Origin of the sequence: Methylobacterium sp. E-025, from assembly GCF_022829705.1 — a bacterium.
Lineage (GTDB): Bacteria > Pseudomonadota > Alphaproteobacteria > Rhizobiales > Beijerinckiaceae > Methylobacterium.
This window is the reverse complement of the sequence record NZ_JAKSYR010000021.1, coordinates 79,893-99,850: the sequence shown is the minus strand read 5'-3', so window position 1 is coordinate 99,850 and position 19,958 is coordinate 79,893. Positions and strand designations below refer to the sequence as shown.

18 protein-coding genes and 1 riboswitch are annotated in these 19,958 nt (G+C 70.7%); of the genes, 10 read left to right on the top strand and 8 right to left on the bottom strand.

Annotated elements, in window-relative coordinates; translation table 11 throughout:
* Positions 1-561: 561 nt before the first annotated feature.
* From MKK64_RS01460 to MKK64_RS01450, 3 genes are all read left to right on the top strand, one after another.
* Entirely contained in the window at positions 562-1,647 is a 1,086-nt protein-coding gene (locus tag MKK64_RS01460) for an efflux RND transporter periplasmic adaptor subunit (RefSeq protein ID WP_243931949.1), read from the top strand.
* The gene (locus MKK64_RS01455) at positions 1,644-4,769 is read left to right on the top strand and encodes an efflux RND transporter permease subunit (RefSeq protein WP_243931948.1); all 3,126 of its coding nucleotides are present in this window, start codon (positions 1,644-1,646) and stop codon (positions 4,767-4,769) included. The genes MKK64_RS01460 and MKK64_RS01455 overlap by 4 nt, the downstream gene beginning before the upstream one ends.
* A gap of 261 nt (positions 4,770-5,030) precedes the next feature.
* The gene (locus tag MKK64_RS01450) at positions 5,031-5,573 is read left to right on the top strand and encodes a TetR/AcrR family transcriptional regulator (protein ID WP_243931947.1); all 543 of its coding nucleotides are present in this window, start codon (positions 5,031-5,033) and stop codon (positions 5,571-5,573) included.
* A 10-nt stretch (positions 5,574-5,583) separates the two neighbouring features.
* On the opposite strand, the gene MKK64_RS01445 is transcribed toward MKK64_RS01450, so the two are convergent.
* From MKK64_RS01445 to MKK64_RS01435, 3 genes are all read right to left on the bottom strand, one after another.
* Positions 5,584-7,119, bottom strand: coding sequence for a malonate--CoA ligase (locus MKK64_RS01445; RefSeq protein WP_243931946.1), 1,536 nt, complete (start codon positions 7,117-7,119; stop codon positions 5,584-5,586).
* 46 nt (positions 7,120-7,165) lie between these two features.
* Positions 7,166-8,569: a malonyl-CoA decarboxylase gene (locus MKK64_RS01440; RefSeq protein WP_147842481.1), complete on the bottom strand. Its 1,404-nt coding sequence runs from the start codon at positions 8,567-8,569 to the stop codon at positions 7,166-7,168.
* Between the two features lie 182 nt (positions 8,570-8,751).
* Positions 8,752-8,955 carry a hypothetical protein gene (locus MKK64_RS01435; protein ID WP_147726422.1) on the bottom strand — a complete coding sequence of 68 codons (204 nt, stop codon included), beginning with the start codon at positions 8,953-8,955 and terminating at the stop codon, positions 8,752-8,754.
* Positions 8,956-9,281: 326 nt separating this feature from the next.
* On the opposite strand from MKK64_RS01435, the gene MKK64_RS01430 reads away from it, so the two are divergent.
* Entirely contained in the window at positions 9,282-10,463 is a 1,182-nt protein-coding gene (locus MKK64_RS01430) for an MFS transporter (protein WP_243931945.1), read from the top strand.
* On the opposite strand, the gene cobD is transcribed toward MKK64_RS01430, so the two are convergent.
* Positions 10,456-11,484, bottom strand: a complete 1,029-nt coding sequence (cobD, locus tag MKK64_RS01425; RefSeq protein ID WP_243931944.1) for a threonine-phosphate decarboxylase CobD — start codon at positions 11,482-11,484, stop codon at positions 10,456-10,458. The genes MKK64_RS01430 and cobD overlap by 8 nt on opposite strands.
* Between cobD and cbiB the strand changes: the two genes are divergently transcribed.
* Positions 11,464-12,453, top strand: a complete 990-nt coding sequence (cbiB, locus tag MKK64_RS01420; protein WP_243931943.1) for an adenosylcobinamide-phosphate synthase CbiB — start codon at positions 11,464-11,466, stop codon at positions 12,451-12,453. The two genes, cobD and cbiB, sit on opposite strands and share 21 nt — an antisense overlap.
* Here cbiB and MKK64_RS01415 read toward each other — a convergent pair.
* The 4 genes from MKK64_RS01415 to cobU all read right to left on the bottom strand — a co-directional run bounded on the left by MKK64_RS01415 (position 12,387) and on the right by cobU (position 16,540).
* Positions 12,387-13,766, bottom strand: coding sequence for an MFS transporter (locus MKK64_RS01415; RefSeq protein ID WP_243931942.1), 1,380 nt, complete (start codon positions 13,764-13,766; stop codon positions 12,387-12,389). The genes cbiB and MKK64_RS01415 overlap by 67 nt on opposite strands.
* A 176-nt stretch (positions 13,767-13,942) precedes the next feature.
* Positions 13,943-15,379, bottom strand: a complete 1,437-nt coding sequence (locus MKK64_RS01410; RefSeq protein WP_243931941.1) for a cobyric acid synthase — start codon at positions 15,377-15,379, stop codon at positions 13,943-13,945.
* 34 nt (positions 15,380-15,413) lie between these two features.
* Entirely contained in the window at positions 15,414-16,016 is a 603-nt protein-coding gene (gene cobO, locus MKK64_RS01405) for a cob(I)yrinic acid a,c-diamide adenosyltransferase (RefSeq protein ID WP_147728672.1), read from the bottom strand.
* Positions 16,013-16,540, bottom strand: a complete 528-nt coding sequence (gene cobU / locus MKK64_RS01400) for a bifunctional adenosylcobinamide kinase/adenosylcobinamide-phosphate guanylyltransferase (protein ID WP_243931940.1) — start codon at positions 16,538-16,540, stop codon at positions 16,013-16,015. The genes cobO and cobU overlap by 4 nt, the downstream gene beginning before the upstream one ends.
* Before the next feature lie 67 nt (positions 16,541-16,607).
* A riboswitch (cobalamin riboswitch) is annotated at positions 16,608-16,889 on the top strand.
* Between the two features lie 36 nt (positions 16,890-16,925).
* On the opposite strand from cobU, the gene MKK64_RS01395 reads away from it, so the two are divergent.
* The 5 genes from MKK64_RS01395 to MKK64_RS01375 are packed head-to-tail and all read left to right on the top strand — an operon-like array spanning position 16,926 to position 19,954.
* Complete coding sequence (locus MKK64_RS01395; protein WP_147728670.1) at positions 16,926-17,102, top strand: CbtB-domain containing protein; 177 nt, start codon at positions 16,926-16,928, stop codon at positions 17,100-17,102.
* A 22-nt stretch (positions 17,103-17,124) separates the two neighbouring features.
* Positions 17,125-17,874, top strand: a complete 750-nt coding sequence (locus tag MKK64_RS01390) for a CbtA family protein (protein WP_243931939.1) — start codon at positions 17,125-17,127, stop codon at positions 17,872-17,874.
* Positions 17,867-18,235, top strand: coding sequence for a DUF1636 family protein (locus tag MKK64_RS01385; protein WP_147844509.1), 369 nt, complete (start codon positions 17,867-17,869; stop codon positions 18,233-18,235). Before MKK64_RS01390 ends, MKK64_RS01385 begins: the two co-directional genes overlap by 8 nt.
* 18 nt (positions 18,236-18,253) lie before the next feature.
* A complete protein-coding gene (gene cobW / locus MKK64_RS01380; protein ID WP_243931938.1) occupies positions 18,254-19,288 on the top strand; it encodes a cobalamin biosynthesis protein CobW in 1,035 nt (344 codons plus the stop codon).
* A gap of 57 nt (positions 19,289-19,345) precedes the next feature.
* Positions 19,346-19,954 (top strand): Uma2 family endonuclease, encoded by a 609-nt coding sequence (locus tag MKK64_RS01375; protein ID WP_243931937.1) that lies wholly within the window; start codon positions 19,346-19,348, stop codon positions 19,952-19,954.
* Positions 19,955-19,958 lie beyond the last annotated feature (4 nt).

Here is a 19,958-nt window from a genome sequence, read left to right as displayed (position 1 = left end):
GGAACCCGGGTCTCGATCACATCCATCGCACGCTCCCCGAATGCGCCGCGCTCGCGCCGGACACCGCCCCGGACCGAGCCTCGGCGCCTGTCCCGCCCATCGCGACGGGGCTTCCAAACATTCCCGCAAGTTGTCAAGGCTTGGAGCGCAAAAGATCTTTCAGAAAATAAAACCATAAATGTCCGCCCTAATACATAGTATTAGAAATATGATATTCTATAACAACGGCGAATACGATTAATAATGACATGTTAAGGCGGGATTATAGTGTTCTGAGATTAATCTGCACACGCAGTTTGTTTGGCAAGCCGCTTAGAAAATCCCCTCGCACTCCGATGTCACCAGATCGCGGTCTTCTGGCAGCGTGCTGGTGCGCACGCTATCGTCATAATGCCGATTGGACGTAAAGGGCTGCGTCCCCTTCTCTTTTCGCTTCGTTGAAGCGTGTTTGCCGAACCCCGTGTCGGCCATCTTTCCAGATGCCGATCAATTTTGGTATCGACGGACCAAAATATATGATGTACATAATTTTAAAGGCATGTCAGAGGCTGAGAGGCTGTGATGAACGTCGGTATGGTCATGTTGCTGACGAGCCTCGCTTTGGCGGCGTGCTCGCCGGCCGAGACGGCGGTGCCTGAGAAACCACCGCTCGTTCAGACCGTCGCGGTCGCCCCGGCCGAGGGGGCGGTCTCGCGCTACACCGGGGTCGTTCGGGCGCGGACGGAGAGCAATCTCGGCTTCCGCGTCGGCGGCAAGATCTTCGAGCGGCTCGTCGATCCGGGGGACTGTGTCCGCCTCGGGCAGCCGCTGATGCGCCTCGATCCAACCGATTTCGGGCTCGCGCTGAACGCCGCCAAGGCGTCCGTCGAGGCGGCCCGCGCGCAGATGATCAAGGCCAAGGCCGACGAGGCGCGCAGCCGCAAGCTCGTGGCCGACGGCTGGACCTCGATCCAGGCCTACGACCAGAACAAGGGCGCGGCCGATGCCGCCATCGCGCAGTTCGCCAACGCGGAGGCGCAGGCGAGCCAGATCGCCAACCAGGCGGGCTACGCCGAGCTCCAGGCCGATGCCGACAGCGTGGTGATGGAGGTGCCGACCGAGCCGGGACAGGTCGTCGCCGCCGGCCAGACCGTGGTGAAGCTCGCCCGCGACGGATCGCGGGAGGCGGAGGTGTTCCTGCCCGAGGGCAGCCGGCGCGCGGCGCAGGGGAACGCTTCGGCCACCCTCTACGCCGAGGGCGAGGCGACCTATCCGGCGCGCCTGCGCGAGCTGTCGGCGACGGCCGACCCCGCGACCCGCACCTACCGGGCGCGCTACATCCTGTCGGGCGGCGGCGAGGCTGCGCCGCTCGGGGCGACGGTCACCCTTCGGCTCGCCGACCACGACGTCCGGCGCGAGCCCGCGGTGGAGGTGCCGCTCGCGGCCCTGTTCGACCGGGGCGACGGCACCGCCGTCTGGCGCTACGACGCCGAAACCGAAACGGTGCGGGAGCAGGCCGTGCGGGTCGCACGCATGGGCGAGGAGCGCGCCGAGGTCGTCGCGGGCCTGAGCCCGGGCGATCGCATCGTGGCGCTCGGCGCCCACCTGCTCAAGCCCGGCGAGAAGGTGCGCCAGGCGGACGCGAACCTGACGGGGGCGAAGCGATGAGCGGCTTCAACCTCTCGGCGCTCGCCGTCCGCGAGCGGGCGGTCACGCTGTTCCTGCTGATCGCCGTGACGGTCGCCGGCATCTTCGCCTTCCAGAAGCTCGGCCGCGGCGAGGACCCGGCCTTCACCGTCAAGACCATGACGGTCTCGGCGGCGTGGCCGGGCGCCACCGCCGAGGAGATGCAGCGCCAGGTCGCCGACCCGCTCGAGAAGCGGCTGCAGGAGCTCGTCTACTACGACCGCGCCGAGACCACCGTGCGCCCGGGCCTGATGGTGACGAAGGTCTACCTCAAGGACAACATGCCCCCGGGGAAGGTGCAGTCGGAGTTCTACCAGGCGCGCAAGAAATTGTCCGATCAGGCCTCCAGCCTGCCCCGCGGGGTGATGGGGCCGCTGTTCAACGACGAGTTCTCGGACGTCTACTTCGCGCTCTACGCGCTCCAGGCCAAGGGGCTGCCGCACCGTCAGCTCGTGCTCCAGGCCGAGGCCCTGCGCCAGCGCCTGCTGCGGCTGCCCGGCGTCGAGAAGATCAACATCCTCGGGGAGCAGGCGCAGAAGATCTTCGTCGAGATCTCGTACCAGCGCCTGGCCACGCTCGGGATCACCGGCCAGCAGCTGCTGGCGTCGCTCGCCAACCAGAACGACGTGACGCCGGCCGGCTTCGTCGAGACAGCCGGGCCGCGGGTCTACCTTCGCCTGGACGGCGCCATCGACGGGCTCGACGCGATCCGCGGCCTGCCGGTGGCGGCGGGCGACCGCAGCCTCAAGCTCGGCGACATCGCGGAGGTGAAGCGCGGCTACGAGGACCCCAGAAGCTTCGCGATCCACAACGACGGCGAGCCGGCCCTGATGCTCGGCCTGGTGATGAAGCCCGGCTTCAACGGCCTCAAGCTCGGCGAGGCGCTCAATGCCGAGGAGGTCGCGATCCATCACGACCTCGCCCTCGGAATCGGCTTCACCAAGATCACCGATCAGGCCAAGGTCATCGACGCGGCGATCCACGAGTTCATGGTCAAGTTCTTCACCGCGCTGTCTGTGGTGATCTTCGTGTCCCTGGTGGCGCTCGGCTTCCGCGTCGGCATCGTCGTGGCGCTGGCCGTGCCGTTGACCCTGTCGGCGGTGTTCGTGGTGATGATGCTGACGGGGCGCGACTTCGATCGCATCACGCTGGGCGCGCTGATCATCTCGCTCGGGCTGCTCGTCGACGACGCGATCATCGCCATCGAGATGATGGTGGTGCGCATGGAGGAAGGCGCCGGCCGGATCGAGGCCGCGACCCATGCCTGGAGCGCCACCGCCGCGCCGATGCTCACCGGCACGCTGGTGACCATCGCCGGGTTCCTGCCGGTGGGCTTCGCCGCCTCCACGGCCGGCGAATATGCCGGCAACATCTTCTGGGTGGTGGCGTTTTCTCTCGTCGTCTCGTGGATCGTGGCCGTGACCTTCACGCCCTATCTCGGCGTCAAGCTGCTGCCGAACATCGAGCCGGTCGCGGGCGGCCACGCGGCGATCTACGCGACGAAGAACTACCAGCGCCTGCGTCGGATCGTGCGGGCCTCGGTCGATCACAAATGGGCGGCAGCCGGCATCACCGTGGCGCTGTTCGTGGTCGCGGTCATCGGGATGGGCCGCGTCGAGAAGCAGTTCTTCCCGAACTCCGAGCGGCCCGAATTGATCGTCGAGGTCACGCTGCCGACCGGGTCGGCCTTCGCCACCACCGAGGCCACCGTGCAGCGCGTCGAGGCGGCGGTGCGCGACCTGCCGGAGGCCAAGGAGATCACGAGCTATATCGGCCAGGGCATGCCGCGCTTCGTGCTGTCGTTCGATCCCGAGCTGCCGGACCCGGCCTTCGCGCAGATCGTGGTGCAGACCGCGGACGCTGAGGCCCGCGACGCCCTCCGGGCGAAGGTGCGCAAGCTCGTCGAGGACGGCCGCTTCCCCGAGGCGCGCGTGCGGGTGCTGCAGATCGTGTTCGGGCCGCCGATCCGATTCCCGGTCGCGTTCCGGGTGGTCGGCCCCGACCTCGACGTCATCCGCCGCATCGCGGCCGAGGTCGCCGAGGTCATGGCGGGCAATCCCGACATGCGGCTCGTCCATCTCGACTGGGGCGACCGGACGCCGGGCCTTCACCTCGTCCTCGACCAGGAACGCCTGCGCCTGATCGGCCTGACACCGAAGGAGGCCGGACAGCAGCTGCAGAGCTACCTCAACGGCACGCCCGCCACCCAGGTCCGCGAGAACCTGCGCTCGGTCGACGTGCTGCTGCGCAGCCCCGGCCCGGAGCGACGCTCGCTCGGCGAGATCGGCGACCTGACGCTCGCGACGAAGGACGGCCGGCAGGTGCCGGTCTCGCAGGTCGCACGGCTGGAAAGCCGGAACGAGGATGCGGTGCTCAAGCGCTACAACCGCGAGAGCTACATCCGGGTGCAGGGCGACGTGCTCGACGGCAAGCAGCCGCCGGACGTCCATGCGCAGATCTTCCCGCTGCTGGATCCGATCCGGGCGAGGCTGCCGCCGGGCTACCGCATCGACACGGCCGGCGCCGTCGAGGAGAGCGCCAAGGCGATGTCGGCTTTGATCGCCGTGTTCCCGATCATGCTGATCGTCACGCTGACGGTGATCATGATCCAGGTGCGCTCGTTCACCACCATGTTCATGGTGTTCGCGACCGCGCCGCTCGGCCTCGTCGGCGCGGTGCCGACCCTGCTGATCTTCCACCAGCCCTTCGGCTTCAACGCGATCCTCGGATTGATCGCGCTGTCGGGCATCCTGATGCGCAACACGCTGATCCTGGTAGATCAGATCCATCACGATCGCGCCTCGGGCCTGTCGGATTACGAGGCCGTGGTGGAATCGACCGTGCGCCGCGCGCGGCCCGTGATCCTGACGGCGGCCGCGGCGATGCTCGCCTTCATCCCGCTCACCCACTCGGTGTTCTGGGGGGCGCTGGCCTACGTCCTGATCGGCGGCGTCGGCGTCGGCACCCTGCTGACGCTGCTGTTCCTGCCGGCCCTCTATGCGCTGTGGTTCCGCGTCGCCCGAACGCCTGCGGATGCGCGGAGCCCCGCGGTCGTTTCCGGACGAGACGGAGCGACTGCGACGACGGGCGCTGTTCCATCCTGAGGGCTGGTGCGGCTGGGCGCTCGCCGCCGCGCATGCGACGCGGCAAGTGCCCGATCGATCGACCAGCCCGAGCCCATGCCCCTGAACGGTCGAACGGGCGACGCTTCGTGCTGGCGGCAACGGCCGAGGCGGCGAAAGCGTCCGGCGACAGCGCGACCGTAGACTGATTTAGATGACAGGTCGCATCCACATCGGATGCGATGCGTTAGCGCATCGTCCGCCGGACCGCGCGGCGGCCGCTCGTGAAACGAGGAGACGAAGATGCCGAGGGTGTCTCAGGAGCAGGCGCGGCTGAACCGGCAGCGCGTCGTCGAGGTGGCGTCGGCGCTGTTCCGCCAGCGCGGCCTTCACGGCGTCGGGGTCGCCGACATCATGGGGGCGGCCGGCCTGACGCATGGCGGGTTCTATGGCCAATTCGCCAACAAGGACGCCCTGGCGGCCGAAGCCTTCGAATGCGCGATCAAGGAGGAATACCGCGGCAACCTCGACAGCCTGGTCGGGAACTACCTGTCGCTCGGGCACGTCCAGGCGCCCGAGAAGGGGTGCCCGCTCGCGGCCCTGGCCAACGACGTCGCGCGGGAGCCATCGGGTAGCCCGGTGCGCGCGCGGTTCACCCACGGGGTCGAACGCCTCGCCGCCATCCTTGCCGACCTGACGCCGAGGGCCTCGCGCGAGCGCCGCCGGCAGCGTTCGCTGGCGACGCTGTCGACCCTCGTCGGCGCCGTCGTCTTGGCTCGAGCCGTGGACGACGAGGCGCTGGCGAACGACCTGATCGAGGCCGCGCGCGCCTCGGTGGCCGGCTGAGGCCCGCTGGTCAGGACGTCTTCGACGCGTCGCGATACAAATCGGCGTGGCGATCCCGCAGGGCGTTCTTCTGGACCTTGCCCATGGCGTTGCGCGGCAGGTCGTCGGCGAAGAGAACCCGCTTCGGGCATTTGAACCGGGCGAGGCGCCCTTCGAGATGGGCGAGCACCGCCGCCTCGTCCGGAGCGTCCTTCGAACCCACCACGATGGCGGTGACGCCCTCGCCGAAATCGGCGTGCGGCAGGCCGATCACCGCCGATTCGAAGACGCCCGGCATCGCGTCGATCTCGGCCTCGACCTCCTTCGGGTAGACGTTGAAGCCGCCGGTGATGATCAGGTCCTTGCCGCGGCCGACGATGTGGACGTAGCCGCGGGCGTCGACCTTGCCGAGATCGCCGGTGACGAAGAAGCCGTCGACCTTGAACTCGGCCGCGGTCTTCTCGGGCATGCGCCAGTAGCCCTTGAACACGTTCGGGCCCTTCACCTCGATCATCCCGACCTGCTCGGAGCCGAGCGGCGCGCCGGTGTCCGGGTCGACGACGCGCAGGGCCACGCCGGGCAGCGGGAACCCGACGGTGCCGGCGATGCGCTCGCCCTCATAGGGGTTCGAGGTGCTCATGTTGGTCTCGGTCATGCCGTAGCGCTCGAGGATGGCGTGACCGGTCCGTGCCCGCCACGCGGCATGCGTCTCGGCCAGCAATGGGGCCGAGCCGGAGGTGAACAGCCGCATGTGCACGGTCGCCGCCTGCGTCAGCCCCGGATCCTTGAGCAGGCGGGTGTAGAAGGTCGGGACGCCCATCATGCTGGTCGCCCGCGGCATCAGCTTGAGGATCAGCCCGGCGTCGAGGCGCGGCAGGAACAGCATGCTGCCCCCCGACGCCAGCACGGTGTTGATCGCGACGAACAGGCCATGGGTGTGGAACACCGGCAGGGCGTGGATCAGCACGTCGTCGGCGGTGAAGCGCCAGGCCTCGACCAGCGTGCGCGCGTTCGAGGCGAGGTTGTCGTGGCTGAGCATGGCGCCCTTCGAGCGCCCGGTGGTGCCGGAGGTGTAGAGGATCGCGGCGAGATCCTCCGGATCCCGCGGCACGTCGGAGCACTCCGAGCCCTGCGCGTCCGCGGCCTCGGCGGCGCTGCCCCGGCCGGCGGCATCGAGGGTGAGCACGCGGGTGGTCCCGGCGTCCCCGGCGACCGGCACCAGCGCCTCGCGCTTGGCCGGGTCGCAGACGAACAGGGCGGGCTCGGCGTCGCCGAGGAAGTAGGCGACCTCCGGGGCGGTGTAGGCGGTGTTGAGCGGCAGGAACACCGCGCCGGCGCGCACCGCGCCGAGATAGAGGAACACCACCTCGGCGCTCTTCTCCACCTGCACCGCGACCCGGTCGCCGGGGCGGACGCCCGCGGACACCAGCGCGTTCGCGTAGGCCCCGCTGCGCGCGAGCATGTCGGCGTAGCTGTAGCGGCGCCCGTCGGACGTCTCGATGAAGCTGCTGGCCGCCGGATCCGCCGGCAGGGCCTCGCGGATCAACGCGAAGAGATGATTCGTCATGACACAACGCTCAGCGAAACGGATGATCGGCGGCGGTCCACCCGCCTCAGGCCTCGGCGAGCGCGACGGAACGCGGCGGAGGCAGGTTGGCGCGCAACTCGCGTGAGACCGCGCCGGACGCCGAGACCGTGCCGAGGTTGGCATAGGTCTCGTGGTTCTTCTCGATCGCCGACAGGTCGTAGAGGTAGTTGACCATCAGGCCATGGGATTGCCGCAACCCCTTGCCGGAGACGTCGCCGAGGAAGTTGATCCGCTCGAGGCGCGCGCCGTTGCCGAGATGGAAGCGCGCCACCGGGTCGAGCGGGCGACCCCGCTCGTTCTTCGCGCGGAGGAAGTAGGCGGCCGCCGCCGGTAGCAGCGCCTTGCGCACGGCATCGGACTTCGCCTTGTCGGTCGCCCAATCCGGCTCGTCCAGCAGGCGAAGCGCCTCGACATCGTCGCGGGTCAGGCCCTGCGGCGCTTCCGCTCGGCGCTCGCGATCGAGCCAGCGCGCGAAACCCGGAACTGGCGAGAGCGTGACGAAGGTCTTCAGGGTCGGGATCTCGCGGGCGAGGTCCTCGACCACCTGCTTGATCAGGAAATTGCCGAAGGTGACGCCGGCCAGGCCCTTCTGGCAGTTCGAGATCGAGTAGAAGATCGCGGTCGTGGCGGATTTCAGCGGGAGCGGATCGCGCGCCTGCGACAGGATCGGCGCGATCGCCGGCGCGATCGCGCTGGTCAACGCGACCTCGACGAAGATCAGCGGCTCGTCGACGAGTGCCGGGTGGAAGAACGCGAAGCAGCGCCGGTCCGCCGGCTCGATCCGGCGGCGAAGGTCGTCCCAGCCGGCGATCTCGTGGACTGCCTCGTAGCGGATGATCTTCTCGAGGATGTGAGCCGGCGTCGTCCAGTCGATGTGGCGCAGCACCAGGAAGCCGCGGTTGAACCACGAGGCGAACAGGTGCTCGAAGTCCGAATCGAGGCTGTCGGCGGCGTCGATCAGGTTGGGCTCGCCCTCGTCGCGCAGGATGCGGCGCAGGTCGAACAAGTCCTCGCGCATCCGGACAAGGCTCAGCGTCCCGTCGCGGGCGAGGTTGAGGCGGCGAATCAGTTCCTGGGAACGCGGCTCGGCCGCCTCGTGCAGGTGCCCGAGGCGTGCCCGCGTCGGGTCCGAGCGATAGGCCTGGATCGCGGCGTCGACCGCGTCGTGGTCGGCATCGAACTCGACGGCGATCAGGCGCAGGAAGGCGTGGCGCTCGTCGGTGCCGAGCGTCGCGTAGCGGTCGAGGATCAGCCGCGCGAGGGCGACGCCCGATGCCTCGCCGCGGCGCGAGATCAGGTCGTCGCAAAGCTTGACCAGCTCGGCGGCGTTGGCCCGTGCAGCGAGATCGCCGCGGCCGAAGCTGATGAGGTCGCGACCGCGGTCGCTGATGGTCTGAAGGAGATCGCCGAAGAAAGAGATCGCCGCCATGGATCGCCGTCCGCGTCTCGCCTCGAAACCGGCCGCCGCGGAGGCTCCGGTCGTCCCGCACGGCGATGCCGGCGGCCCCATCGTTTACGGCGTGACCGCGCGCAGGGCCAGACCCCCCGTGAGGCCGCGAAGGCCGAAGCGGAACTCAGGGACGTCGTGGCCGGCTCCGCCGTGAAGGGCGCTCAGCGGCGCTCGTCGCCGGCCTGGGCCACGACGGCGCTGTCGGCGCGCTCGCGCCAATCGCCGAGGCCGTATTGCCGGGCGAACTTCAGCTCGGCCGCCCGCCGCGCGCGATCGGGGTCGCGGGCACGCTGGATCTCGACGGATCCGATGGTGAACGGAAGGCCGAAGATCTGCTTCTCGAAATCCACCCGATAATTCGGCATGCAACCCTCTCTCGTCGTGTCGGTCACGCTCCGCCGCACGAATCGGTGCCACCAATCCTATGAACGGCATCAGAACCTGAATCGCCGCGATCGCCAAATCGATTGCCAGCAATCGACCCGCGCGTGGAACATCGTCCGTGGACGAAACATATGCAGGCGCAGCGGAATCGAAACCGGGTGCGCCACTCCTACGCGGCCGTGCCCTGCGCGCGCCGCCGTTGTCACCCGCCCGGTCGGCGCCTAGGCCGACCGCGATCCCTCGCAACCAGAGATACGAGTCTCATGCTCACAGAGCCGAACCGCTCGCGCGCCACGGAGCCCCGCTCGTGAGCGACATCCCGGTGCCGCATCCCGACCTGAGCACGAAGGCGCGGCTCGGGCTGACGCTGATCGCGGGCGGGGCGGTGGCCAACATCTACTACAACCAGCCGCTGCTCGGGCTGCTGGTTGCCGATTTCGGGCCGCGCGCCGCCTTGTGGGTGCCGACCGGCTGCCTCGTCGGCTACGGCCTCGGCATCGTCGGGCTGGTGCCGCTGGGGGATGCCTGGCCGCGGCGCCAGCTGATCATCGCGCAGCTTCTCGCGCTGAGCCTCGTGCTCGTCGTCGCCGCGCTCAGCCCGAACCTGCCGATCCTGGCGCTCGCGAGCCTCCTGATCGGCTTCCTGTCGTCGGCGGCGCAGCAGGCGGTGCCGTTCGCGGCCGAGCTGGCGCCGGACGCCACCCGCGGCCGCATCGTCGGGCAGGTGATGACCGGGTTGCTTTCCGGCATCCTGCTCGCGCGGACGGTCAGCGGCTTCGTCGGCGCGCATCTCGGATGGCGGGCGGTGTTCTTCGCCGCCGCCGTGGTCTCGCTCGCGATGGCGGCGGTCGCGGCCGCGACACTGCCCCGGACCGCGGCGAAGCGCCTGCGCTACCGGGCGCTGATGCTGTCGATCCTGCACCTTGCCAAGACCCAGCCCGTGCTGCGCAACGCCAGCCTGTCGCAGGCGCTGCTGTTCGCCGCGTTCAACGCGTTCTGGGTCACCCTCGCCCTGCTGGTGGAGGCCGAGCCGTTCAACCTGACCGCGGCCGGCGCCGGGCTGTTCGGCGTGATCGGCGTCTGCGGCGCCCTCGTCGCGCCGGTCTCGGGCCGCTTCACCGATCTGCGCGGCGCGCGACCGGTGGTCGTGGGCGGAAGCCTGCTGGTCGTGGCGGCGTTCGCGGTGCTCTGGGCCGGCGGCACGTGGTCGCTCGCCGCCGTCGCCGTCGGCGTGCTGCTGATCGACATCGGCATGAACGGCGCGCTGATCGCGAACCAGACGCGCGCCTACGCGCTCGTCCCGGGCGCGCGCGGACGGATCAACACCGTGCTGTTCACGGCGATGTTCGTCTTCGGAGCGATCGGCGCCTATGCCGGATCGCAGGCCTTCCTGCTCGCCGGCTGGGGCGGGGTCTGCGCGGTCGGCATCGCCTTCGCCGTCGCCGCCCTGCTCGTCGCCGTGCTCGACCGGCGCCCGACGATCATCTGAGGATCCGCGACAGGCGGCACCAGGCGTTCCTGTCGGCGGGCAGCCCGAAGCGCAGGCGCGCCGGCGCCTCGGCGAAGCGCCGGACGTGGAGTCCGGCCGCCCCGAGCCGCCGGAACAGGCCCAGCGCATCGGCAAAATCGGCCGTGCGGAACAGGACGGTTCCACCGACCGGCGTCCCGCCGGCCCGGGCGATCATGCGGTCGAGGCGCCCCGCATCGGCGGCGCGGGCGGCTGCGGCGTCGCGGCGCCACGCGGCATCGTCGAGGGCGGCGCGGCCGATCGCGAGCGCCGGCCCGGCGACGGCCCAGGGCCCGAGCGCCCCCGCGATCCGGCGCGCGATCCCGGCTTCCGCCACGGCGAAACCGAGCCTGAGGCCGGCGAGCCCGTAGGTCTTGCCGAACGAGCGCAGGATCACGAGCCCCGGCCGCAGCCGTGGGCACAGGCTCTCGACGGCTTCGAGATCGGTGAAGGCCTCGTCCACGACAAGCAGGCCGTTGCGGGCGGAGAGGACTTCGGCGAGGGCGAGCAGCGGGGACGCCGGCCACGTCCGCCCGTCGGGGTTGTTGGGGTTCACCACGACCACGACCTGCGCGGTGCCGACTGCTTCGAGGCATGGCACCGTCGAGACGGCGTGCCCGGCCCGACGCCACGCCGCCGCGTGCTCGGCATAGGTCGGCCCGACGACGGCGACCGCGCGCGTCGAAACCAGGCGGGGGATCGTCTCGATCAGGATCTGCGTGCCCGGCGCCGGCACGATGCGATCGGGCGCCGCCCCGTAGGCTCGGGACGCCGCCTCGCGGAGCGCGGCATGGTCCGCGGCGGAGGGCAGCCGGTGGAACAGGCTGGCGTCGATCGCCGGGCAGGGATAGGGGACCGGATTGATCCCGGTCGAGAGGTCGATCCAAGGCTCCGGCGCATCGGGAAACATCCGCCGCGCCGCATCGAGGTCGCCGCCATGGGCGATCGGCTCCGCCTCGGGCCTCCCCGGACCCCAGACGCCATGTCCACCGCGCTCGCTCATCCGCCCGATACGCTCGCCATCCTCGCCCTCGCCCTCGCGATCGAGGCGGCCTTCGGCTATCCGGACGCGCTCTACAGGGCGCTCGGCCACCCTGTCACCTGGATCGGCCGGGTGATCGCCGTCCTCGACCGCGGCCTCAACCGCGGCGGCCGCACCGCGCGGCGGCTCGGCGGGATTCTCGCGCTCGCCGTCCTCCTCTCCTGCGTCGGCGCGACCGCCCTCGGTCTCACCCTCGCGGCGGGGCTGGCCGGCCCGCTCCCGGCGATCTCGCTCATCGCCATCCTCTGCGCCAGCCTGCCGGCCCAGCGCAGCCTGTACCAGCACGTCGCCCGGGTCGCGGAGGGGCTGCGCGGCGAGGGCCTGCCGGGCGGCCGGCGCGCGGTGTCGATGATCGTCGGGCGCGATCCCGAGACGCTGGACGAAGCCGGGATCTGCCGCGCCGCGATCGAGAGCCTGGCGGAGAACTTCTCCGACGGTATCGTCGCGCCGGCCTTCTGGATCGGGCTCGGCGGCCTGCCGGGCGGCGCGCTCTACAAGGCGATCAACACCGCCGACAGCATGATCGGCCACCGCACCCCGCGCCACGAGGCCTTCGGCTGGGCTTCGGCCCGGCTCGACGACCTCGTGAACCTGCCCGCCTCGCGGCTCACCGCCCTGCTGATCGTCGCCGCCGCCGCGATCCATCACGGCGCCTCGCCGGGCGGCGCCTGGCTCGCGATCCGGCGCGACGCCGGCCGCCACCGCTCGCCGAATGCCGGCTGGCCCGAGGCCGCGATGGCCGGCGCGCTCGGCCTTCGGCTCGCCGGCCCGCGGGTCTATGCCGGCGTCGCGGTCGAGGATGCCTGGATGGGCGACGGCCGCGAGGCGGCGGCGGCCGACGACATCGAGCGGGCCCTGCGCCTCTATCGAACCGCCTGCGTGCTGCTGTGGGGGCTCGCCACCGGCGCGACCGGGCTCGCCATGCTCTGATCGGCGGCGCGGCGGCCGGCATCGCGCCGCAGGGCGCCGAGCACGACGAAGGCGAGGCACGAGCCGACCACGAGGCAGGCCGAGAGGAAGATCATCGGCACGAGGTCGCTGCCGCTTCGGTCGCGGATGATCGGCACGGCGTTCTGGGCGATGAAGCCGCCGAGATTGCCCACCGAGTTGATCGCCGCGATTCCGGCCGCGGCCGACGCGCCCTTGAGGAAGGTCGGCGGCAGCGACCAGAATACCGGCTGGGCCGAGAAGATGCCGGCCGCCGCCACGCACAGGCAGGCGAACTTCGGGATCGAGCCCGGCACCACCACGCTCAGCGCCAGCGCCGACGCGGCGACGAGCCCCGGGCCGACGACGTGCCAGGTCTGCTCGCCCGTGCGCGCGGAATGCCGCGGCACCCACCACAGCGCCAGCCCGGTGACGACCCACGGGATGATGTTGATGAAGCCGTTGACGGTGTTGGTAACGCCGAAGCTGCGCACCACCGTCGGCAGCCAGTAGCTCAGGCCATAGGCGGCCAGCGGAAACGCGACGTAGACGCTGGCGAGCATCCACACGCGCCGGTCGAGGAGCGCGGCGAACGGGTTGCCGTGCTCGACCTTGCCGCCGGTCTCGCGCTCCTCCCGCAGCGTCCGGCCGAGCCAGTCGCGGCCGGCGCGATCGAGCCAGGGCGCCTTCTCCGGCCCGTCCGGCATGACCACCAGCACGATCACGGCCAGCAGCAGCGCCGGCACGCCGGTGCTGACGAACACCCACTGCCAGCCCTTGAGCCCGAGCGCGCCGTCGAGGTCGAGCAGCGCGCCGCCGATCGCCGCGCCGACGGCGTTGGCCACCGCGCTCGCGATCATGAACCAGGCGATCATCGCCGCGCGGTGCTTCTGCGGGAACCACAGGGTCAGCACGAACAGCACGCCGGGGAAGAACCCGGCCTCGGCGACGCCGAGAAGGAAGCGCAGCCCGTAGAACATCGCCGTGTTCCGGGTGAAGCCGAGCAGCACCGTGACCAGGCCCCAGGTCGCCATGATCCGGGCGAACCACAGGCGCGCGCCGACGCGTTCCAGGATGACGTTGGCCGGGACCTCGCACAGGAAGTAGCCGAGGAAGAACAGCGACGCCCCGAGCCCGAAGACGCTCTCGCTCAGCCCGAGGTCGCCGACCATCTGCAATTTGGCATAGGAGATGTTCTGCCGGTCGATATAGGCGATCAGGTACATCACCCCGAGCAGGGGCATCAGCCGCCAAGTCACCGTCGCGATCGTGCGTCGGGCGAGCGCGTCGTCGGCCGCGGTCTCGGTGGGCGTCATCGGGCGTTCCTCGCGTCCCGGCGGTCGATCGCGACCGGCCGCGCTTTCGCACGAGACTAGGCTCCGCGGCGGCGCGTGCCTATCGGCCCGCAGCGATCCCCGACCGCCCGGGATGCCTGCTCGCGGACAGGACCCGCCCGGGTGTCATGCCCGATGCGCCTCATCCCCGGTGCGCCTCATCGCGCCATGGCCAGCAGCCGGTCGCAGTCGACATGCTGCTCGAGATGCGCCGCAAGGGCATCGAGCACCCGCTCGATGCCGGCCTCGTAGGAGGCGCCGTCGGATCGTGCGCCGAGGCGGGCGAGCCATGCGGCACGCTGGCGGTCGTCGGCGAACAGGCCGTGGACGTAGGTGCCGGACACCAGGCCGTCGGCGGACACCGCACCGTCGGCGCGTCCGTCGGCGAGGCGCAGCAGCGGCCGTTCCGCGTCGGCGCCGGTGGTGTCGCCGACATGCATCTCGTAGCCGGTGAACGGCATGCCGTCGGGCAGACTGGTGCCGGAGACGGCTTCGAGCCGCTTCAACGGCGTCATCACCGTGTCGACGGCGAGCAGCCCGAGGCCGGGCACGGTCCGCGCCTCGCCCTCGATGCCGTCCGGATCGGACAGCGTCCGCCCGAGCATCTGGTATCCGCCGCACAGGCCGAGCACCCGGCCGCCGCGGCGTAGATGCGCATGCAGGTCCACGTCCCAGCCCTGCGCCCGGACGAATTCGAGATCGTCGATCGTGGTCTTCGAGCCCGGCAGCAGCACCAGGGCGGCATCGCCCGGGATCGCCTCGCCCGGGCGGACCAGCACCACCTCCACCGCGGGCTCGGCCCGCAGCGGATCGAGGTCGTCGAAGTTGGCGATCCGCGGAAACACCGGCACCGCGATGCGCGTCGCCGCCGGGCCGGCGGACCCGACGAGCCCGAGCACGTCCTCGGCCGGCAGGCGCGCCGCCTCGGGAAAGTGCGGGATCAGGCCGAGGCTGGCCCAGCCGGTGTGGCGCGCGATCAGGTCCATGCCGTCGGAGAACAGGCTCGGGTCGCCGCGGAAGCGGTTGACCAGGAAGCCGACGATCATCGCGGCGTCGTCGGGATCGATCACCGCCTTGGTGCCGACGAGGCTGGCGATGACCCCGCCGCGGTCGATGTCGCCGAGCAGCACCACCGGCGTATCCGTCGCGCGGGCGAACCCCATGTTGGCGATGTCGCCGGCGCGCAGGTTGACCTCGGATGCCGAGCCCGCACCCTCGACGAGAATCAGGTCGGCCTGCGTCCTCAGGCGGTTGAAGCTGTCGAGCACCGCCTCCAGCAGGCGCGGTTTCCACGCCTGGTAGTCGCGCGCCTTCACCGTCGCGACCATGCGGCCCTGCACCACCACCTGGGCGCCGACCTCGGTCTGGGGCTTGAGCAGCACCGGGTTCATGTGGATCGACGGCGCGACGCCGGCCGCCCGCGCCTGCAGCGCCTGCGCCCGCCCGATCTCGCCGCCATCCGCTGTGACGGCGGCGTTGTTCGACATGTTCTGCGGCTTGAACGGGCGCACCCGAAGCCCGCGTCGGGTGAAGGCGCGCGCGAGCCCGGCAACGATCAGCGACTTGCCGACGTCCGAGCCGGTGCCCTGGATCATTAGGCTTCGGGTCACGGCTGAAGGGACCATTCCATCAAAACTCGATCCCCTCCTGCGCCTTCACGCCGGCCGCGAAGTGGTGCTTCACGCTGCCCATCTCGGTGACGAGGTCAGCCGCCTCGATCAGCGCCGGCTTGGCGTTGCGGCCGGTGACGACGACGTGCAGGTCCGGGCGACGGCTTTTCAGGGTGGCCACCACCGCGTCGAGATCGAGGTAGTCGTAGCGCAGCGCGATGTTGAGCTCGTCGAGGATCAGGAGACGGAGGCTTGGGTCGGCCATCAGGTCGGTCGCCCGGTTCCAGGCGTTGAGGCAGGCGGCAATGTCGCGGGCCTTGTCCTGCGTCTCCCAGGTGAAGCCTTCGCCCATCGCGTGCCACGCGACCCGGTCGCCGAACGTCCTCAGCGCATGCGCCTCGCCGGTGTCCCACGCGCCCTTGATGAACTGCACCACGCCGACCCGGTGTCCGCGCCCCAGCATGCGCAGCGCCAGGCCCAGCGCCGCCGTGGTCTTGCCCTTGCCGGGTCCGGTGTTGACGATGAGCAGGCCCTTCTCGATCGTCTTGGCCGCGACCTCGGCGTCCTGCACCGCCTTGCGCTTCTCCATCTTCTCGCGATGGCGTTCGGCGTCGTCGGTCATGGCGTTCCCTGCGGTTTGATAACGAGCGGCAGCCCGGCGACCGTCAGCACGACGCGGTCGCACTCGGCCGCGAGGCTCTGGTGGAGGCGTCCGGCCGCATCGCGGAAGCGGCGGGCGAGCGCATTGTCGGGCACGATCCCGAGGCCCACCTCGTTCGACACGAGGACGAGCGGCCCGCGCGCTTCCCGGCAGGCACTGCGGAGCGCCGCCGTCTCGGCGTCGAGGTCGGCATCGGCAAGCAGCAGGTTCGTCAGCCACAAGGTCAGGCAATCGACCAGCACCGGCCCCGGCGCCTCGGCGATCGCGGCGGCCAAAGCGTTCGGCACGTCCCGAGTGATCCAGTCGCCGGAGCGCCGCGCTCTGTGGCGGGCGATGCGCGCGCGCATCTCGTCGTCCCAGGCCTGTGCCGTGGCGAGGTAGAGCCACGGGCCCGGCACCGCCTCGATCAACCTCTCGGCGTAGGCGCTCTTGCCCGAGCGCGCACCGCCGAGCACGAGGGTCGTCCGAGGCGCGGCCTGCTGCATGGCTGGAACCCATGCCCCAACCCCTGTGCGCCCGTCAAAGCCTCCGTTGTGCGGGGAGACCGGACAGGCTATGGCTGGACGCGACGGTGCCCCGGAGACGGGGTGAAAAGGGAATGCGGTGAGGGGAAACCCGATGCCGCGGCTGCCCCCGCAACTGTAAGCGGCCAGGGTCCCCACAGCGATCCAGGCTTCGTTGAACCGACCTGTCCAAGATGGGACTGCGTTGCGGATCGAAGCCCGGATCGCCGTGGGAGCCCTCAGCTCCTGCCCTCGGCCACCGATGTTTCGGGAAGGCGGCAGGCGCTGCGATCCGCGAGCCAGGAGACCTGCCGTCCCCCGCGCTTTCTCGAACGCCGCCGGCGGGGCGGCCGGAGATGTTGTCGACATGACCACCCAGACCCTCACCCAGACCGGCACCCGCGCGAACGAGGGCTTCGTCGCCATCGTCGCCGCCGCCATGCTCGGCCTCGGGCTCGTGTTCCTCGCCGGCTTCTCGCCGGCCTCGGCGCTGCACAACGCGGCGCACGACTTCCGGCACACGCAGAACTTCCCCTGCCATTGACCGCCTGAACCCAGGCGTTCCCATGCTCATCCGGCTCCTGTCGGCGGCGCTCGCCGCCGGCTTCCTCGCGGCCGTCCTCGTGACGGGGCTCGAGCTCGCGCTCACCTCGCCGCTGATCATCGCCGCCGAGCGCTACGAGACCCAGGCCGCTCCCGGCGCCGCCGCCTCGGCGGCCCCGCTGGCCGGGCGCCTGCCGATCGTGCTCGCCCATGCCGGGCACGACCACGACACCAAGGCCGAGCCGGAATGGCAGCCGGCCGCCGGCCTGCCGCGCATGCTGTTCACCGGGCTCGCGACCCTCGTCGGCGGGATCGGCTACGCCCTGCTCCTTGGCGCGGTGATGCTGGCCACCGGCCGCGAGCCGTCGCCCGAGCGCGGGCTCGCCTTCGCGGTCGCCGGCTTCCTCGCCGTGGCGCTCGCGCCGGCTCTGGGCCTGCCGCCCGAGCTGCCCGGCAGCGAGGCGGCCCCGCTGGCCGCCCGCCAGGTCTGGTGGGTGATGACGGCGTCGGCCACCGCGATGGGGATCTATCTCATCGCGATCCGCCGGGTGCCGATCACCATCCTCGGCGGAATCGTGCTCATCGTCGCTCCGCATCTGGCCGGTGCGCCGGAGGTGGCGGCGACGCCGTCCGAGCTTCCCGCCGGCCTCGCCGCGCAGTTCGCCGCGCGCTCGCTCGCCATCGCCTTCGTGTTCTGGGCGGTGATCGGCTTGGCCTTCGGGCGCGCCTGGCAGACCTTCGGCCCGAAGGCCGCGGCAGGCGCCCGTGGCTGACACGATCCTCTACGTCTGCACCACCTGCCGGATGGAGAGCGATGCACCGGACGGCCCGCGCGCGGGCGCCCGCCTCTTCGACGCGTTGCGTGCGCTTCCCGCCCCCGACGGCGTGACGATCGAAGCGGTCGAGTGCCTGTCGGTCTGCAAGCGGCCCTGCACCGTCGCCGTGGCGGCGGAGGATCGCTGGACCTACGTCTACGGCGACCTCGACCCGGCGGATTCCGCACGCATCATTCTCGACGGCGTCGGCCTCTACGCCGGCACGCCTGACGGGATCGTGCCGTGGAAGCAGAGGCCGCAGGAATTCCGCAAGGGCGTCGTCGCCCGCATCCCTCCGTTTCCGCCGCGCGCGGCCTGAGCCATCGGCGAGATCCCCATGAGCATCGTCCAGAAGATCCCCTGCACCATCGTCACCGGCTTCCTCGGGGCCGGCAAGACAACGCTGGTGCGCCACGCGGTCGAGAATGCCGGCGGGCGCCGGCTCGCGATCCTCGTCAACGAGTTCGGCGACATCGGCTTCGACAAGTCGTTCCTCGCCGCCTGCGGCATCGAGGGCTGCACCGAGGATTCGATCGTCGAGCTTCCCAACGGCTGCATCTGCTGCACCGTCGCGGACGACTTCGTGCCGGCGATGACGGCTCTTCTCGATCGCCCGAACCCGCCCGAGCACATCCTGATCGAGACGTCCGGCCTCGCCCTGCCCAAGCCCCTGGTCCAGGCGTTCCAGTGGCCGGCGATCCGCTCGCGAGTGACCGTCGACGGCGTCGTCGCGGTCGTGGACGGGCCGGCGGTCGCGTCGGGCGCCTTCGCCGAGGACCCCGAGGCTCTGGCCAACCAGCGCGCCGCCGATACGGCGGTGGACCACGACAACCCGCTCGAGGAGGTGTTCGAGGACCAGCTCCTCTGCGCCGACCTCGTCGTGCTCAACAAGGCGGATCTTCTCGACGCCGCCGGCCTCGCGCAGGTGCGGGCCGAGGTGAAGCGCCAGCTTCCCCGCGCGGTGAAGGTGGTCGAGACCGCCCACGGCAAGATCGACCCGCGGGTGCTGCTCGGCCTCCAGGCCGCCGCCGAGGACGACCTCGACGCGCGCCCCTCGCATCACGGCGCGGGCGAGGATCACGACCACGACGACTTCGAGACCGTGGCGCTCCCGGTCCGCACGGCGATCACCGCCGCCGACCTCGCCGCCCGCGTCGAGAAGGCGGCCGAGACCGAGGGCGTCCTGCGCATCAAGGGCTTCTGCGCCGTCGAGGGCAAGCCGATGCGCCTCGTGGTGCAGGGCGTCGGCCGCCGCATCACCCATCATTTCGACCGTCCCTGGACGGCGGCCGAGCCCCGCGACGGCACGCTGGTGGTGATCGGCCTGAAGGGCTTCGACCAGGGCGCGGTCGCCGAAGCGCTCGCCGGCTAGGGGTTGTCCGCCGCACAGGCTACACTGCGCGTTTTCACGATCACCGCAGATTCCGGGATGCTGGACCGCCGACTTGAGCCGATGAGCATCGATGCGTTCTTCGCCTGGCAGGAAGCCCAAGCGGAGCGGTACGAGCTCGTCGGCGGCGTGCCGGTGCGGATGATGGCCGGGGCGCGCAACGTTCACGACGACATCGTCGTGAACATCCTCGCATGGTTGCGCACGGCCCTACGCGGAAGCGGATGCCGTCCGTTCACCGGGGACGGCAGCGTCGAAACGCTGCCCGGCCAGATCCGGCGCCCCGATATCGGGGTCGATTGCGGATCCCGCGATCCGAACGCGCTGAAGGCGGCGCAGCCGCGGCTGGTCGTCGAGGTGCTGTCGCCGAGCACGCGCGACTTCGATGCGTTCGAGAAGCTCGGCGAGTACCGCACGATGGCCGACCTGGAGCATATCCTGCTGGTGGAACCCAATGCGGCGGAACTCCGCCTCTGGACGCGTGATCCGGACCGGCATTGGGCTGAGACCCGTCTTCTCGGGCTCGACGCGACGGTCCCGCTCTTGGCGTTCGGGATCGCCATGCCCGCGGCCGAGATCTACGACGGCGTCGCGTTTCCGAGCCGGCCCCGCCTCGTCCCCGACGAGCCGGGCGGCTCCGCAGGCTGACCAT

Bases quoted from the DNA above. Each gene is read 5' to 3' on its own strand.
- MKK64_RS01450 (WP_243931947.1), top strand. From the start codon at position 5,031: ATGCCGAGGGTGTCTCAGGAGCAGGCGCGGCTGAACCGGCAGCGCGTC.
- cobD (WP_243931944.1), bottom strand. From the start codon at position 11,484: ATGAGCGAGCGCGGTGGACATGGCGTCTGGGGTCCGGGGAGGCCCGAG.
- MKK64_RS01415 (WP_243931942.1), bottom strand. From the start codon at position 13,766: ATGACGCCCACCGAGACCGCGGCCGACGACGCGCTCGCCCGACGCACG.
- MKK64_RS01410 (WP_243931941.1), bottom strand. From the start codon at position 15,379: ATGATCCAGGGCACCGGCTCGGACGTCGGCAAGTCGCTGATCGTTGCC.
- MKK64_RS01440 (WP_147842481.1), bottom strand. From the start codon at position 8,569: ATGGCGGCGATCTCTTTCTTCGGCGATCTCCTTCAGACCATCAGCGAC.
- cobW (WP_243931938.1), top strand. From the start codon at position 18,254: ATGAGCATCGTCCAGAAGATCCCCTGCACCATCGTCACCGGCTTCCTC.
- MKK64_RS01435 (WP_147726422.1), bottom strand. From the start codon at position 8,955: ATGCCGAATTATCGGGTGGATTTCGAGAAGCAGATCTTCGGCCTTCCG.
- MKK64_RS01375 (WP_243931937.1), top strand. From the start codon at position 19,346: ATGCTGGACCGCCGACTTGAGCCGATGAGCATCGATGCGTTCTTCGCC.
- MKK64_RS01445 (WP_243931946.1), bottom strand. From the start codon at position 7,119: ATGACGAATCATCTCTTCGCGTTGATCCGCGAGGCCCTGCCGGCGGAT.
- cbiB (WP_243931943.1), top strand. From the start codon at position 11,464: ATGTCCACCGCGCTCGCTCATCCGCCCGATACGCTCGCCATCCTCGCC.
- cobO (WP_147728672.1), bottom strand. From the start codon at position 16,016: ATGACCGACGACGCCGAACGCCATCGCGAGAAGATGGAGAAGCGCAAG.
- MKK64_RS01395 (WP_147728670.1), top strand. From the start codon at position 16,926: ATGACCACCCAGACCCTCACCCAGACCGGCACCCGCGCGAACGAGGGC.
- cobU (WP_243931940.1), bottom strand. From the start codon at position 16,540: ATGCAGCAGGCCGCGCCTCGGACGACCCTCGTGCTCGGCGGTGCGCGC.
- MKK64_RS01455 (WP_243931948.1), top strand. From the start codon at position 1,644: ATGAGCGGCTTCAACCTCTCGGCGCTCGCCGTCCGCGAGCGGGCGGTC.
- MKK64_RS01390 (WP_243931939.1), top strand. From the start codon at position 17,125: ATGCTCATCCGGCTCCTGTCGGCGGCGCTCGCCGCCGGCTTCCTCGCG.
- MKK64_RS01460 (WP_243931949.1), top strand. From the start codon at position 562: ATGAACGTCGGTATGGTCATGTTGCTGACGAGCCTCGCTTTGGCGGCG.